The sequence below is a fragment of the Escherichia sp. MOD1-EC6300 genome (genome assembly GCF_002965045.1).
Taxonomy (GTDB): domain Bacteria; phylum Pseudomonadota; class Gammaproteobacteria; order Enterobacterales; family Enterobacteriaceae; genus Escherichia; species Escherichia coli_F.
This window is the reverse complement of sequence record NZ_PTRH01000010.1, coordinates 1-16,023: the sequence shown is the minus strand read 5'-3', so window position 1 is coordinate 16,023 and position 16,023 is coordinate 1. Positions and strand designations below refer to the sequence as shown.

The following is a 16,023-nucleotide window of genomic DNA, read 5'->3' as shown; positions in this document are numbered from 1 at the left end:
AGACCTGGGATCCTGGGTATTAAAAAGAAGATCTATTTATTTAGAGATCTGTTCTATTGTGATCTCTTATTAGGATCGCACTTCCCTGTGGATAACAAGGATCCGGCGTTTAAGATCAACAACCTAGAAAGGATCATTAACTGTGAATGATCGGTGATCCTGGACCGTATAAGCTGGGATCAGAATGAGGGGTTATACACAACTCAAAAACTGAACAACCGTTGTTCTTTGGATAACTACCGGTTGATCCAAGCTTCCTGACAGAGTTATCCACAACAGATCGCACGATCTGTATACTTATTTGAGTAAATTAATCCACGAGCCCAGCCATTCTTCTGCCGGATCTTCCGGAATGTCGTGATCAAGGATGTTGATCTTCAGTGTTTCGCCTGTCTGTTTTGCACCGGAATTTTTGAGTTCTGCCTCGAGTTTATCGATAGCCCCACAAAAGGTGTCATATTCACGACTGCCAATACCGATAGCGCCAAAGCGGACCGCAGAAAGATCGGGCTTCTGTTCCTGCAATGCTTCATAGAAAGGAGAAAGGTTGTCCGGAATATCTCCGGCACCGTGGGTTGAGCTGATAACCAGCCAGATCCCCGAGGCAGATAAATCTTCCAACAGCGGACCGTGCAGCGTTTCGGTGGTAAAACCCGCCTCTTCCAGCTTTTCAGCCAGGTGTTCTGCCACATATTCGGCACCGCCGAGGGTGCTGCCGCTGATAAGAGTGATATCTGCCATAAACCGCCACCTTTATTAAGAGTGGCGTATTGTACGCTGTGAACGCGTTGGGATCTACCTGTGGAAAAGTATGGGATTAAAAAAGCTGATCATGGCTTAATGGTACGCATGATCGGGTTTTGCAGGACGATCAGTGTCTCGGTGGACTGAATTTCATCAATTGTTTGGATCTTGTTGATAAGTACATGCTGGAGAGCATCGATCGAACGGCACATCACTTTGATAAAGATGCTGTAGTGGCCAGTTGTGTAATAGGCTTCAGTGACTTCATCGAGGCTTTCCAGCTTTGCCAGCGCGGAAGGATAGTCTTTGGCGCTCTTTAATATAATGCCGATAAAGCAGCCTACGTCATAACCGAGCTGCTTCGGGCTGACATCAATACGTGCCCCGGTAATGATCCCCGCCTGCTTCATTTTCTCTACTCGAACGTGAATTGTCCCCGGACTGACGCCAAATTGTTTCGCCAGTTCGGCGTAAGCGGTGCGCGCATTGCCCATTAATGCTTCCAGGATGCCACGGTCCAGATTGTCGATCAGATAATTTTCCATAGGATTTTCTTATGCGGATTGATGATTCATTCTATTTTAGCCCTCTTTTTTAATGAATCAAAAGTGCATGAAGCTTTTTATTGAATGATTATTGCATATGTGTCGGTTTTTGTTGCTTAATCATAAGCAACAGGACGCAGGAGTATAAAAAATGAAAACCGCTTACATTGCCAAACAACGTCAAATTAGCTTCGTGAAATCTCACTTTTCTCGTCAACTGGAAGAACGTCTGGGGCTGATTGAAGTCCAGGCGCCGATTCTTAGCCGTGTGGGGGATGGCACGCAGGATAACTTGTCGGGCTGTGAAAAAGCGGTGCAGGTAAAAGTGAAAGCTCTGCCTGATGCCCAGTTCGAAGTGGTTCATTCACTGGCGAAGTGGAAACGTCAGACCTTAGGGCAACACGACTTCAGCGCGGGCGAAGGGCTGTACACGCACATGAAAGCCCTTCGCCCCGATGAAGACCGTCTTTCCCCGTTGCACTCGGTCTATGTTGACCAGTGGGACTGGGAACGCGTAATGGGCGACGGCGAGCGTCAATTCTCGACTCTGAAAAGCACGGTAGAGGCGATCTGGGCGGGAATTAAAGCAACCGAAGCTGCGGTTAGCGAAGAGTTTGGCCTGGCACCGTTCCTGCCGGATCAGATCCACTTCGTACACAGCCAGGAGTTACTGGCTCGTTATCCGGATCTCGATGCCAAAGGACGTGAGCGGGCGATTGCGAAAGATCTTGGCGCGGTATTCCTCGTCGGGATTGGCGGCAAGTTGAGTGATGGTCATCGCCACGACGTGCGCGCACCGGATTATGATGACTGGAGCACCCCGTCAGAGCTGGGCCATGCGGGTCTGAACGGCGATATTCTGGTATGGAACCCGGTACTGGAAGATGCGTTTGAGCTTTCTTCCATGGGGATCCGCGTGGATGCCGATACGTTGAAACATCAGCTGGCGCTGACCGGGGATGAAGATCGTCTGCAGCTGGAGTGGCATCAGGCGCTGCTGCGCGGTGAAATGCCGCAGACCATTGGCGGCGGTATTGGCCAGTCTCGTTTGACCATGCTGCTGTTGCAACTGCCACATATCGGTCAGGTTCAGTGTGGTGTATGGCCTACTGCTGTTCGCGAGAGCGTCCCTTCTCTGCTGTAATAATTTATCGCCGCCAGCGTCTGAGCAGGCGGCTTCGCATCCCGGTATCAAAGCGCCAGATATGATCGAAAATGCGCATGATGCCGGGTTTGCCGTGCGCTGACATCGCCACGGCATGAAAGCGATGCTGATGTACCCGCTGCAACTCTTTCACTTTGCTCGTCACGTCGTCAGGCAACCGCTGGGCGATAAAATCAGAAATCACCACCGCATCGGCGTCAAACCACTCCCGACTTTGCAAGCGTTCCATAATGGCGCGAAAACAACTGGCAAGATCGGTGCCACCACGAAACTGCTGACTTAAAAAGCGGATCGCTTGCTCAATACCTTGTGGGCCTGAAAGCTCATAACGGACGATCTCGGTGGAAAATAACATAATAAAGCAGCGACGATTTTCAGCGAGGGCTATGCGCATCAATGCCAGACAGAACGCTTTCGCACACTGTTCATTAAAGCCGCCCATTGAGCCGGAAGTATCCACGCAGACAATAAACGGTCCGCGCGGCTGTTCGTCGTAATCTTTATGAACTACCGGGCGTTCGATAACTTTTTCACGCCACGACTCACCGTGAAGGCGATAGGTGAGCAATTGTTTTTCCACCAGCCGACGGTAAAACTCATACTCCAGTTCCGTTATCCCCAGCGTCGCCAGTTCCGGTGGTAGAAGGCGTAAAATATCATCGCTTTGTTGCAGTCCATCAACCTGCTCAGGAACGGTCGCCGGTTCGCGCACCATGGTACGGAAGGTTTCCATCTGCGCATCGTTGCGCGGTATTGATTTGGCTTCCCGGGAACGCCCCAACTGTTCTGCCAGGCGTTTCAGTTCCGGCTGTTCGTTAAGAAATTCACCGTATTTCACAATCAACTGATAGTCGCCACGTTTAAGCTGACCGGCGCTCATATCCCACAGACGACCAGCTGCGGTATTGTTATCTGCGAGAATCGGTTCAAGTTGCCCGCTCAGCGTCATGCGTTCCTGAACTTCACTCAACAGTTGTTCGCGTTCTTCTTCTAATAGCTGTTGATTTAACGTCGTTGCTTGCACGATCAGACTTAAACGCCAACGCTGGAGAAAAAGTGTGTGTAACGCTGAAGTGATCGTGCTGTTAGCATCAACCAACTGTCGGGCTTGTTCTGCCCATGGGGAATTCAGACGATGCAGTAAGTCCAGGATCTGTGGTAGCTGCACAATAAACTGCGGCGTGGAGAGGAGCTGGCTTTCCTGATAGCACATCACCTCTTCGGTGAGTTCCGGCGGGACTCGGGCATCTTTCAGCCGACTGCGCAGCGCCTCACGCCAGCGGGGAACATCATCAGTGATTGCCGCCTTCAGTCGTGGGAATTTTTCAAAGAAGACTGCCAGCTGCGGTGAGGCCAGCAGCGCGATGATCATCTCTTCGATCAATCCCTCTTCGCTGACGGCCAGCATCACATTAAGCGTATCCAGCGTTAGCATTGTTGTGCCTGGCGAATCTGGGTGCCGACATCCTGTAGGCTGGCTTCAATGCGACCTAACCAGTCGCCAGGGATAAACAGACATTTTTGCTGTTCGCTGAATAAAGCGTGTTGCTTGCGCCAGTCGCTTTCAAGCTCTTCCAGTTGTTGTTTTATTTCACCTGGCAGACCTTCAGCCGATGAACCGGGAAGTGCCAGCGTACTGCCTTGTAAACTTACATCGCGTACGACAAGATGTTGGGCGCTATCAACTTCCAGATTCAGTTTCTGGGCAAAGCCGATACCGTTCAGTTTGCCGCGAATTTCACCACCTCTGCTCAGCCACTGTTCCAGCGCGCTACGCTCAAAGGAGATATGAACCACTTCCATATCATGCAGTTTTAACGGTTTTTGCAGCAGCAGAGTCAGAGTGGAAGCAGTAACGTTAACAGGGAGTTGATACTGCTGACGACGGCTGAAAATGCCGCCCAGACGAATTACCGTTAAGGCTGTTTTATCGCTTTGTTGCTGCTGTAGTTGCAGGTGACGTTGCACAATCGCGCCCAGGCGGGTCAACATCCCTTGCTGTTGCCAGGCATGACCGGTCATCAATACATCAATTTGTTGTTGTATCAAATTCAGGCTTTGCGCGTCATACCACAGGCAATCTTTCAGCAAAATGAGATCTACCGGGGCAACAGCACTGCGACCGCTAAAAAAGGCGCTGGCCTGCAATAAGCGGATCGCTTTTTTCCAGCGACGATCCGAGACATAAGGCGCATCCGGTAATTTATCCAGTTGCTGGCGCAGCATAAAAATCAGCTCAAATACATGATCGGGCAGCGTAATTTCACCAATCTCTTTCTGCCAGCGTTCATATTCTTCATCAGTGACCTGCAAGGAGGCAGGAACCGGATTGTCATTTTCATCCTGTTGACTGGTCAGCATGGAGCGGAAATTCGCTTTATCCTGCACTTTATCTAACCACAGACGAATCAGCATGCGGTCATATAACGCTTCCAGACTGCTGTCTGCTTCCGGCAGCTCGTTGGAGGCCGCCACCAGCAGACGCATCGGGATTTTTTCTACGTGTGCACCGTTGCGGAACTGGCGCTCGTTAATGGCGGTGAGCAAGGTATTAAGAATTGCCGGGCCCGCTTTCCAGATCTCATCCAGAAAGACGATTTCTGCTTCCGGCAGGTAACCGCTGGTTAAACGTTCATAGCGCCCTTCATCTTTTAGCGCCTGAATAGAAAGGGGACCAAAAACTTCTTCCGGCGTGGAGAAGCGGGTCATCAGATATTCAAACGCGCGGGCATTCTGAAAGGCGAATTTTAAGCGCCGGGCGATCAAACTTTTGGCAATGCCTGGCGGGCCAAGGAGGAACACACTTTCACCACTTAATGCCGCTAATAAACACAAGCGGATGGCGTGGCTACGTTCATAAAGCCCCTTTTCCAACGAACTGCTCAGGCGGGAAATTCTTTCCGCTAATAAATGAGGGTGAGCCATAATGAAGTGGCGTCCTTTCGTCAAAAGTTCTGCGTAAATTGCGAGTATAGACGTTTCTTACTGGTGGCTAAAATAGTCTCAAAAGAGGTCTATTTTTCTTTGAGCCAGGTTAATGTGGCCGCATTTAGGAGTACGATTTTGTCGTTAATCGTGCATACTGTGCGCTTTTTTGTGGGCCAAGGGACTAAGCACACATTTCATATTTCAACGAAAGACTAGTCTATGAGCACTGATAATAAGCAATCGTTGCCCGCGATTACCCTCGCGGCGATTGGAGTTGTCTACGGCGATATTGGTACCAGCCCGTTATATACACTTCGTGAATGTTTGTCCGGCCAGTTTGGTTTTGGCGTTGAACGCGATGCCGTGTTTGGCTTTTTATCGCTGATCTTCTGGCTGCTAATCTTTGTGGTTTCCATTAAATATCTCACCTTCGTGATGCGGGCAGATAACGCCGGGGAAGGGGGCATTCTGACGTTGATGTCGCTTGCCGGGCGCAATACGTCGGCGCGAACCACATCAATGCTGGTGATTATGGGATTAATCGGCGGCAGCTTTTTCTATGGTGAAGTCGTCATTACACCCGCTATTTCGGTGATGTCTGCCATTGAAGGTCTGGAAATCGTCGCCCCGCAGCTGGATACCTGGATAGTTCCCCTCTCAATCATCGTTCTCACTTTACTATTTATGATTCAAAAACATGGCACGGCTATGGTCGGTAAGCTGTTTGCGCCGATCATGCTGACCTGGTTTTTGATTCTGGCAGTACTGGGGTTACGTAGCATTATTGCTAACCCGGAAGTGCTGCATGCGCTGAATCCGATGTGGGCGGTGCATTTCTTCCTTGAATACAAAACGGTTTCTTTTATTGCATTAGGGGCAGTGGTGCTGTCGATTACGGGGGTCGAGGCGCTGTATGCTGATATGGGGCACTTTGGTAAGTTCCCGATTCGTCTGGCGTGGTTCACCGTCGTATTGCCTTCCTTAACTCTTAATTACTTCGGTCAGGGAGCGCTGTTGTTAAAGAACCCGGAAGCAATTAAGAACCCGTTCTTCCTGTTGGCACCGGACTGGGCGCTGATCCCGCTGCTGATCATCGCCGCACTGGCGACGGTAATTGCCTCGCAGGCAGTTATCTCTGGCGTCTTCTCATTGACGCGTCAGGCCGTACGTCTGGGATATTTGTCGCCGATGCGCATTATTCACACCTCCGAAATGGAGTCTGGGCAAATCTATATTCCGTTTGTGAACTGGATGCTCTATGTCGCGGTCGTGATTGTGATCGTCAGCTTTGAGCACTCCAGCAACCTGGCGGCGGCGTACGGGATTGCGGTGACCGGAACCATGGTACTGACGTCTATTCTCTCAACTACCGTGGCACGTCAGAACTGGCACTGGAATAAGTATTTTGTTGCGCTGATCCTGATTGCTTTCCTTTGTGTTGATATTCCATTGTTCACCGCTAACCTCGATAAACTGCTCTCCGGCGGCTGGTTGCCACTGAGTCTCGGTACGGTAATGTTTATCGTGATGACTACCTGGAAGAGCGAGCGTTTCCGCTTGCTGCGGCGGATGCATGAACATGGCAACTCTCTGGAGGCGATGATTGCTTCGCTGGAGAAATCACCGCCCGTTCGCGTGCCTGGGACCGCGGTGTATATGTCACGTGCAATCAACGTCATTCCCTTTGCGCTGATGCATAACCTTAAACATAACAAGGTATTGCATGAGCGGGTGATTCTGTTAACTCTGCGCACCGAAGACGCGCCTTATGTCCATAACGTCCGTCGGGTACAGATTGAACAACTGTCGCCCACTTTCTGGCGCGTGGTGGCAAGTTATGGTTGGCGAGAAACGCCAAACGTGGAAGAAGTATTCCACCGCTGCGGTCTGGAAGGATTAAGTTGCCGGATGATGGAAACCTCCTTCTTTATGTCGCATGAATCACTGATCCTCGGCAAACGTCCGTGGTATTTGCGTTTGCGCGGCAAGCTGTATTTGCTGTTGCAACGTAATGCGCTGCGCGCACCGGATCAATTTGAAATCCCGCCAAACAGGGTTATCGAACTGGGTACTCAGGTCGAAATTTAACGCCAGACGCCTCCTTTCTCCATAAGGGGGCGTTTTTGTTTTCATGGTTAATCACCATGTAAAACGTTTCGATGTTGATCACATTTCCGTAACGTCACGATGGTTTTCCCAACTCAGTCAGGATTAAACTGCGGGTCAGCGAAACGTTTCGCTGATGGAGAAAAAAATGAAAAAAGGCACCGTTCTTAATTCTGATATTTCTTCGGTGATCTCCCGTCTGGGACATACCGATACGTTGGTGGTGTGTGATGCTGGTTTACCCATCCCCAAAAGTACAACGCGTATCGATATGGCATTAACCCAGGGGATACCTTCTTTTATGCAGGTGCTGGGCGTCGTCACAAATGAAATGCAGGTCGAGGCTGCCATTATCGCGGAAGAGATCAAACAACATAATCCGCAACTCCACGAAACGTTGCTCACTCACCTTGAGCAGCTGCAACAACACCAGGGAAATACCATTGAAATTCGTTACACCACGCATGAACAATTCAAACAACAAACCGCAGAAAGTCAGGCGGTAATTCGCAGCGGAGAATGTTCTCCGTATGCGAATATCATTCTCTGTGCTGGCGTGACGTTCTGAGGCCGTCATGGAAGCATTACTACAGCTTAAAGGCATTGATAAAGCCTTTCCGGGCGTAAAAGCCCTCTCGGGCGCCGCGTTAAATGTCTATCCGGGGCGTGTAATGGCGCTGGTGGGTGAAAACGGCGCGGGTAAATCCACCATGATGAAAGTGCTTACTGGTATCTATACGCGTGATGCCGGTACGCTTTTATGGCTGGGGAAAGAAACAACGTTTACCGGGCCGAAATCCTCCCAGGAAGCCGGCATTGGAATCATCCATCAGGAACTGAACCTGATCCCGCAGTTAACCATTGCCGAAAATATTTTCCTCGGCCGTGAGTTTGTTAATCGCTTTGGCAAAATTGACTGGAAAACCATGTATGCCGAAGCGGATAAATTGCTGGCTAAACTTAACCTGCGTTTTAAAAGTGACAAGCTGGTGGGCGATCTTTCCATCGGTGACCAGCAAATGGTTGAAATTGCCAAAGTGCTGAGCTTTGAGTCGAAAGTCATCATTATGGATGAACCGACCGATGCGCTGACCGATACCGAAACCGAATCCCTGTTCCGCGTCATCCGCGAGCTGAAATCGCAAGGCCGCGGTATTGTCTATATCTCCCACCGCATGAAAGAAATCTTCGAGATTTGCGATGACGTTACCGTTTTTCGTGATGGGCAATTTATTGCTGAGCGCGAAGTGGCATCACTGACCGAAGATTCGCTGATTGAGATGATGGTGGGCCGCAAGCTGGAAGATCAATATCCGCACCTGGACAAAGCGCCGGGAGATATCCGCCTGAAAGTCGATAATCTCTGCGGACCTGGCGTTAACGATGTCTCTTTTACTTTACGCAAAGGCGAAATTCTTGGCGTCTCTGGTTTGATGGGCGCAGGTCGTACCGAACTGATGAAAGTGCTCTACGGCGCACTGCCGCGCACCAGCGGTTACGTCACCCTGGATGGGCATGAAGTCGTTACCCGTTCACCGCAGGATGGCCTGGCAAACGGCATTGTGTATATCTCTGAAGACCGTAAACGTGACGGTTTAGTGCTGGGTATGTCAGTCAAAGAGAATATGTCGCTGACTGCGCTGCGTTACTTTAGCCGTACTGGCGGCAGTTTGAAGCATGCCGATGAACAGCAGGCAGTGAGTGATTTTATTCGTCTGTTTAATGTGAAAACGCCGTCGATGGAACAGGCAATTGGTTTGCTCTCCGGTGGCAATCAGCAAAAAGTGGCGATTGCCCGTGGACTGATGACACGCCCCAAAGTGTTGATTCTTGATGAACCTACCCGTGGCGTAGATGTTGGTGCGAAAAAAGAGATCTATCAACTGATTAACCAGTTCAAAGCCGATGGCTTGAGCATCATTCTGGTGTCATCGGAGATGCCAGAAGTATTAGGCATGAGCGATCGCATCATCGTCATGCATGAAGGGCATCTCAGCGGGGAATTTACTCGTGAGCAGGCCACCCAGGAAGTGTTAATGGCTGCCGCTGTGGGCAAGCTTAATCGCGTGAATCAGGAGTAAAAAAATGACAACCCAGACTGTCTCTGGTCGCCGTTATTTCACGAAAGCGTGGCTGATGGAGCAGAAATCGCTTATCGCTCTGCTTGTGCTGATCGCGATTGTCTCGACGTTAAGCCCGAACTTTTTCACCATCAATAACTTATTCAATATTCTCCAGCAAACCTCGGTGAACGCCATTATGGCGGTCGGGATGACGCTGGTGATCCTGACGTCGGGCATCGACTTGTCAGTAGGTTCTCTGTTGGCGCTGACTGGCGCAGTAGCTGCATCTATCGTCGGCATTGAAGTCAATGCGCTGGTGGCTGTCGCTGCCGCTCTCGCGTTAGGTGCCGCTATTGGTGCGGTAACCGGGGTGATTGTAGCGAAAGGTCGTGTCCAGGCGTTTATCGCTACGCTGGTTATGATGCTTTTACTGCGCGGCGTGACCATGGTTTATACCAACGGTAGCCCAGTGAATACCGGCTTTACTGAGAACGCCGATCTGTTTGGCTGGTTTGGTATTGGTCGTCCGCTGGGCGTACCTACGCCAGTCTGGATCATGGGAATTGTCTTCCTCGCGGCCTGGTACATGCTGCATCACACACGTTTGGGGCGTTACATCTACGCGCTGGGCGGCAACGAAGCGGCTACGCGTCTTTCTGGTATCAACGTCAATAAAATCAAAATCATCGTCTATTCTCTTTGTGGTCTGCTGGCATCGCTGGCCGGGATCATTGAAGTGGCGCGTCTCTCCTCCGCACAACCCACTGCGGGAACTGGCTATGAGCTGGATGCTATTGCTGCGGTGGTTCTGGGCGGTACGAGTCTGGCGGGCGGAAAAGGTCGCATTGTTGGGACGTTGATCGGCGCATTAATTCTTGGCTTCCTTAATAATGGATTGAATTTGTTAGGTGTTTCCTCCTATTACCAGATGATCGTCAAAGCGGTGGTGATTTTGCTGGCGGTGCTGGTAGACAACAAAAAACAGTAATAACGACTACAGGACATCTTGAATATGAACATGAAAAAACTGGCTACCCTGGTTTCCGCTGTTGCGCTAAGCGCCACCGTCAGTGCGAATGCGATGGCAAAAGACACCATCGCGCTGGTGGTTTCCACGCTTAACAACCCGTTCTTTGTATCGCTGAAAGATGGCGCGCAGAAAGAGGCGGATAAACTCGGCTATAACCTGGTGGTGCTGGACTCCCAGAACAATCCGGCGAAAGAGCTGGCGAACGTGCAGGACTTAACCGTTCGCGGCACCAAAATTCTGCTAATTAACCCGACCGACTCCGACGCAGTGGGTAATGCTGTGAAGATGGCTAACCAGGCGAACATCCCGGTTATCACTCTTGACCGCCAGGCCACGAAAGGTGAAGTAGTGAGCCACATTGCTTCTGATAACGTACTGGGCGGCAAAATCGCGGGTGATTATATCGCGAAGAAAGCGGGTGAAGGTGCCAAAGTTATCGAGCTGCAAGGCATTGCCGGTACCTCCGCAGCTCGTGAGCGTGGCGAAGGTTTCCAGCAGGCCGTTGCTGCTCACAAGTTTAATGTTCTTGCCAGCCAGCCAGCGGACTTTGACCGCACCAAAGGTTTGAACGTAATGCAGAACCTGTTGACCGCTCATCCGGATGTTCAGGCTGTGTTCGCGCAGAATGATGAAATGGCGCTGGGCGCGCTGCGCGCACTGCAAACTGCCGGTAAATCGGATGTGATGGTCGTCGGATTTGACGGTACACCGGATGGCGAAAAAGCGGTGAATGATGGCAAACTAGCAGCGACTATCGCTCAGCTACCCGATCAGATTGGCGCGAAAGGCGTCGAAACCGCCGATAAAGTGCTGAAAGGCGAGAAAGTTCAGGCTAAGTATCCGGTTGATCTGAAACTGGTTGTTAAGCAGTAGTTTTAATCAGGTTGTATGACCTGATGGTGACATAAATACGTCATCGACAGATGAACGTGTAAAATAAAGAAAAGCAGGGCACGCGCCACCCTAACACGGTGGCGCATTTTATGGACATCCCGAATATGCAAAACGCAGGCAGCCTCGTTGTTCTTGGCAGCATTAATGCTGACCACATTCTTAATCTTCAATCTTTTCCTACTCCAGGCGAAACCGTAACCGGTAACCACTATCAGGTTGCATTTGGCGGCAAAGGCGCGAATCAGGCAGTGGCTGCTGGGCGTAGCGGTGCGAATATCGCGTTTATTGCCTGTACGGGTGATGACAGCATTGGTGAAAGCGTTCGCCAGCAGCTCGCCACTGATAACATCGATATTTCTCCGGTGAGCGTGATCAAAGGCGAATCAACAGGTGTGGCGCTAATTTTTGTTAATGGCGAAGGTGAGAATGTCATTGGTATTCATGCCGGCGCTAACGCAGCCCTTTCCCCTGCGCTGGTGGAGGCGCAACGTGAGCGTATTGCTAACGCATCGGCATTATTAATGCAGCTGGAATCACCACTCGAAAGTGTGATGGCAGCGGCGAAAATCGCCCATCAAAATAAGACTATCGTTGCGCTTAACCCAGCTCCGGCTCGTGAACTTCCTGACGAACTGCTGGCTCTGGTGGACATTATTACGCCAAATGAAACGGAAGCAGAAAAGCTCACCGGTATTCGTGTTGAAAATGATGAAGATGCAGCGAAAGCGGCGCAGGTACTGCATGAAAAAGGTATCCGTACTGTACTGATTACTTTAGGAAGTCGTGGTGTATGGGCTAGCGTGAATGGTGAAGGTCAGCGCGTTCCTGGATTCCGGGTGCAGGCTGTCGATACCATTGCTGCCGGAGATACTTTTAACGGCGCGTTAATCACGGCGTTGCTGGAAGAAAAACCGTTGCCGGAGGCGATTCGTTTTGCTCACGCCGCCGCAGCGATTGCCGTAACACGTAAAGGCGCACAACCTTCCGTACCGTGGCGTGAAGAGATCGACGCATTTTTAGACAGGCAGAGGTGACGCTTGGCTACAATGAAAGATGTTGCCCGCCTGGCGGGCGTTTCTACCTCAACAGTTTCTCACGTTATCAATAAAGATCGCTTCGTCAGTGAAGCGATTACCGCCAAAGTTGAAGCGGCGATTAAAGAACTCAATTACGCGCCATCAGCTCTGGCGCGTAGCCTCAAACTCAATCAAACACATACCATTGGCATGTTGATCACTGCCAGTACCAATCCTTTCTATTCTGAACTGGTGCGTGGCGTTGAACGCAGCTGCTTCGAGCGCGGCTATAGTCTTGTTCTTTGCAATACCGAAGGCGATGAGCAGCGGATGAATCGTAATCTGGAAACGCTGATGCAAAAGCGCGTTGATGGCTTGCTGTTACTGTGCACCGAAACGCATCAGCCTTCGCGTGAAATCATGCAACGTTATCCGACAGTGCCTACCGTGATGATGGACTGGGCACCGTTCGATGGCGACAGCGATCTTATACAGGATAACTCGTTGCTGGGCGGAGACTTAGCAACGCAATATCTGATCGATAAAGGTCATACCCGTATCGCCTGTATTACCGGCCCGCTGGATAAAACTCCGGCGCGCCTGCGGTTGGAAGGTTATCGGGCGGCGATGAAACGTGCGGGTCTCAACATTCCTGATGGCTATGAAGTCACTGGTGATTTTGAATTTAACGGCGGGTTTGACGCTATGCGCCAACTGTTATCACATCCGCTGCGTCCTCAGGCCGTCTTTACCGGAAATGACGCTATGGCTGTTGGCGTTTACCAGGCGCTATATCAGGCAGAGTTACAGGTACCGCAGGATATCGCGGTGATTGGCTATGACGATATCGAACTGGCAAGCTTTATGACGCCACCATTAACCACTATCCATCAACCGAAAGATGAACTGGGGGAGCTGGCGATTGATGTACTCATCCATCGGATAACCCAACCGACCCTTCAGCAACAACGATTACAACTTACTCCGATTCTGATGGAACGCGGTTCGGCTTAGATTTACGCTGTCTTTTGATCAAATTATTACCATCGGTTGTTTTCAGAAGCATGAACATTGCTGCTGAAGCAACAGTAATAATGCCCATTGTGATAAACGTATAGTGGAATTGTTCGACAGTCGTTGTGCCTTCCATCCCTTCATAAACGCGAAGGACGGCCGCACTTACAGCAACGCCTAAACTGATAGACAGTTGCTGCGTGACCGCCAGAACACTGTTACCGCTGCTGGCGTTGTCATCGGTCAGATCGGCAAGTGTGATGGTATTCATCGCGGTAAATTGCGTCGACATAGCCATCCCTAATATAAACAACGGCAAGATCAGCATCCATATCGCCATTGCTGGTGATTGCAAAGAGAACTGAGCGATCATTAGCCCAATAATTACCGTGATCCCCACTAACGTATGGCGATAGCCCAGACGACGTAAGACTTGGGTAACCATCGATTTTGCAATAATGGAACCTAACGCTGTCGGTGCCATCATACAGCCGGCAATAAACGCCTGATAACCAAATCCTACCTGTAACATCAATGGCATAAGGAACGGTACACAGCCGGTCCCCAGACGGGTTGCAATATTGCCTACTATTCCGATCGAGAAAGTGCGGGTTTTAAATAAATCTAATGAAATTAATGGGTTTAGCGTGCGTCGTGCATGGAGAATATAGAGAAGCAGTAACCCGATGCTGGTGACAATTACCGTCAAGGCTATCCAACTGGCGACAATCTTTTCACCGAATAGCTCTATTCCGCTTGAGAAGAGAACAAGGCTGAGGCCAAACAGCAAAAAGCCAGTGATATCGAATCTGCGTCGTGCGGTGGTGAAATTGGGCATATGTTTGCGCGCGTAAAGAAGGCCGGCAATACCTATGGGGATATTGATTAAAAATATCCAGTGCCAGGTTGCCCAGGTGACCAGCACGCCGCCAAGTACGGGGCCTAAAATTGGCCCCACCAGACCCGGCATGGCGACAAAATTCAATACAGGAAGAAGCTCATTACGAGGATAAGCACGCAGTAAGGCCAGCCGAGCAACAGGCATCATCATTGCGCCACCTATCCCCTGAATAACCCGGAAGACAACCAGCTGTGGTAGCGAGTTAGAAAGTGCGCAGGCCAGAGAACCCAATGTGAACAGACTCACGGCAAGGGTAAATATGCGACGCGTACCGAAGCGATCGGCTAGCCATCCGCTTACCGGAATAAGCATCGCCACCGTCAGCGTGTAACTGATGATGGCTGATTGCATCGCGAGAGGAGAACGATTAAGGCTATGAGCGATTGCGGGTAAGGCGGTATTCAGAATAGTGGCATCAAGTGCCTGCATGAAGAAGGCCATCGCCGCGATCCACGGCAAACCCGCCATACTGCGCTTCTTTTTATCGCTCATTCAATGTCCTGTTATCGGGGTGTCACTTATCAGGTGAGCGTAGCAGCGCCTGACAAGCTTTAAATGCCGCGTCGCCATCGCTTTGGATAATCGCATCAACAATCGCCTGGTGCAGATCCAGCTTTATCACTGTGTCGCTGGTAATTGACGTGAAGTAAGTGTGATAAACCGAATGGAAGAGCGAGGCGAATGAGGTCAAAAACGGATTGGCGCTCATTTCATAGATATGCTCATGCCAGGCCATATCGACCTCAATCCAGCGTTCACGGCGAAAGTTCTCTTTTAATGCCACCATTTCGGCCATTAACGTATTGAGATGCGCCTTCTGTTCCGCGGTGCCAACCGTTGCAGCCAGTAGGCAAGCTTGCGGCTCCAGACAGATACGCATAACCAGAAAGTGATCGATGACCTGATGAAAGTTCTCTTCTGTCATCCACCAGGTAAGCAATTCCTGATCAAGAAAATTCCAGTTTGATTGTGGCATGACCCGGGTACCAATTCGTGGTCGCGGTAAAACCATCCCTTTTGCCGTTAACGTTTTAACCGCTTCGCGTACCGCTGTACGACTCACTCCAAATTGCTCGCCCAGCTCAATCTCACCAGGCAAAATGGTGCCGGGTTCATATTCACCTTTTAAGATCCGTTGCGCCAGCTTCTCAGCCAGAACATACGAAAGGTTTTTCTGTGCAGCTAACTGTTGTGCGCTTAAAGGCATTACTAATCTTCCTTTTTCTTTTTATTCCTCCTTAGTATGCCACCAGGAAGTGTGATTACGGTTGCAAAAACGGCAAATTGCTTGTTTTATGGCACATTAATGGGGCTTTTGCTGAAAAAATGCGCGGTCGGAAAATTATTTTAAATTTCCTCTTGTCAGGCCGGAATAACTCCCTATAATGCGCCACCACTGACACGGAACAACGGCAAACACGCCGCCGGGTCAGCGGGGTTCTCCTGAGAATCTCGACAGAGAAAAGCAAAAAAATGCTTGACTCTGTAGCGGGAAAGTGTATTATGCACACCCCGCGCCGCTGAGAAAAAGCGAAGCGGCACTGCTCTTTAACAATTTATCAGACAATCTGTGTGGGCACTCGAAGATACGGATTCTTAACGTCGCAAGACGAAAAA

14 protein-coding genes are annotated in these 16,023 nt (G+C 50.3%); 8 read left to right on the top strand and 6 right to left on the bottom strand.

What is annotated here, in order from left to right; all coding sequences use genetic code 11:
* Positions 1–297: 297 nt before the first annotated feature.
* A complete protein-coding gene (mioC, locus tag BGE37_RS15650) occupies positions 298–741 on the bottom strand; it encodes an FMN-binding protein MioC (RefSeq protein WP_000763742.1) in 444 nt (147 codons plus the stop codon).
* Between the two features lie 89 nt (positions 742–830).
* Positions 831–1,289, bottom strand: coding sequence for a transcriptional regulator AsnC (gene asnC, locus BGE37_RS15645; protein ID WP_000432970.1), 459 nt, complete (start codon positions 1,287–1,289; stop codon positions 831–833).
* A gap of 151 nt (positions 1,290–1,440) precedes the next feature.
* Here asnC and asnA point away from each other — a divergent pair, with 151 nt between their 5' ends.
* The gene (gene asnA / locus BGE37_RS15640) at positions 1,441–2,433 is read left to right on the top strand and encodes an aspartate--ammonia ligase (RefSeq protein ID WP_105288192.1); all 993 of its coding nucleotides are present in this window, start codon (positions 1,441–1,443) and stop codon (positions 2,431–2,433) included.
* 4 nt (positions 2,434–2,437) lie between these two features.
* Here the strand turns inward: asnA and viaA are convergent, their stop codons facing one another.
* The gene (gene viaA / locus BGE37_RS15635) at positions 2,438–3,889 is read right to left on the bottom strand and encodes an ATPase RavA stimulator ViaA (protein WP_105288191.1); all 1,452 of its coding nucleotides are present in this window, start codon (positions 3,887–3,889) and stop codon (positions 2,438–2,440) included.
* Positions 3,883–5,379 (bottom strand): ATPase RavA, encoded by a 1,497-nt coding sequence (gene ravA / locus BGE37_RS15630; RefSeq protein WP_001353548.1) that lies wholly within the window; start codon positions 5,377–5,379, stop codon positions 3,883–3,885. Before ravA ends, viaA begins: the two co-directional genes overlap by 7 nt.
* Positions 5,380–5,601: 222 nt before the next feature.
* On the opposite strand from ravA, the gene kup reads away from it, so the two are divergent.
* The 7 genes from kup (at position 5,602) to rbsR (ending at position 13,505) form a co-directional block, all read left to right on the top strand.
* Positions 5,602–7,470 (top strand): low affinity potassium transporter Kup, encoded by a 1,869-nt coding sequence (gene kup / locus BGE37_RS15625; protein ID WP_000102332.1) that lies wholly within the window; start codon positions 5,602–5,604, stop codon positions 7,468–7,470.
* 166 nt (positions 7,471–7,636) lie between these two features.
* The gene (gene rbsD / locus BGE37_RS15620) at positions 7,637–8,056 is read left to right on the top strand and encodes a D-ribose pyranase (RefSeq protein WP_105288190.1); all 420 of its coding nucleotides are present in this window, start codon (positions 7,637–7,639) and stop codon (positions 8,054–8,056) included.
* A gap of 7 nt (positions 8,057–8,063) precedes the next feature.
* Positions 8,064–9,569 carry a ribose ABC transporter ATP-binding protein RbsA gene (gene rbsA, locus BGE37_RS15615; protein ID WP_000387771.1) on the top strand — a complete coding sequence of 502 codons (1,506 nt, stop codon included), beginning with the start codon at positions 8,064–8,066 and terminating at the stop codon, positions 9,567–9,569.
* Between the two features lie 4 nt (positions 9,570–9,573).
* A complete protein-coding gene (gene rbsC / locus BGE37_RS15610; protein ID WP_000211858.1) occupies positions 9,574–10,539 on the top strand; it encodes a ribose ABC transporter permease in 966 nt (321 codons plus the stop codon).
* Positions 10,540–10,563: 24 nt separating this feature from the next.
* Entirely contained in the window at positions 10,564–11,454 is an 891-nt protein-coding gene (gene rbsB, locus BGE37_RS15605) for a ribose ABC transporter substrate-binding protein RbsB (RefSeq protein WP_001056273.1), read from the top strand.
* 125 nt (positions 11,455–11,579) lie between these two features.
* The gene (rbsK, locus tag BGE37_RS15600; protein WP_001361088.1) at positions 11,580–12,509 is read left to right on the top strand and encodes a ribokinase; all 930 of its coding nucleotides are present in this window, start codon (positions 11,580–11,582) and stop codon (positions 12,507–12,509) included.
* Between the two features lie 3 nt (positions 12,510–12,512).
* Positions 12,513–13,505, top strand: coding sequence for a ribose operon transcriptional repressor RbsR (gene rbsR, locus BGE37_RS15595; protein WP_000224470.1), 993 nt, complete (start codon positions 12,513–12,515; stop codon positions 13,503–13,505).
* On the opposite strand, the gene mdtD is transcribed toward rbsR, so the two are convergent.
* Positions 13,471–14,898 (bottom strand): multidrug transporter subunit MdtD, encoded by a 1,428-nt coding sequence (gene mdtD / locus BGE37_RS15590; RefSeq protein WP_001280843.1) that lies wholly within the window; start codon positions 14,896–14,898, stop codon positions 13,471–13,473. The genes rbsR and mdtD overlap by 35 nt on opposite strands.
* Before the next feature lie 22 nt (positions 14,899–14,920).
* Complete coding sequence (locus BGE37_RS15585; protein ID WP_001131177.1) at positions 14,921–15,613, bottom strand: FadR/GntR family transcriptional regulator; 693 nt, start codon at positions 15,611–15,613, stop codon at positions 14,921–14,923.
* Positions 15,614–16,023: the final 410 nt, after the last annotated feature.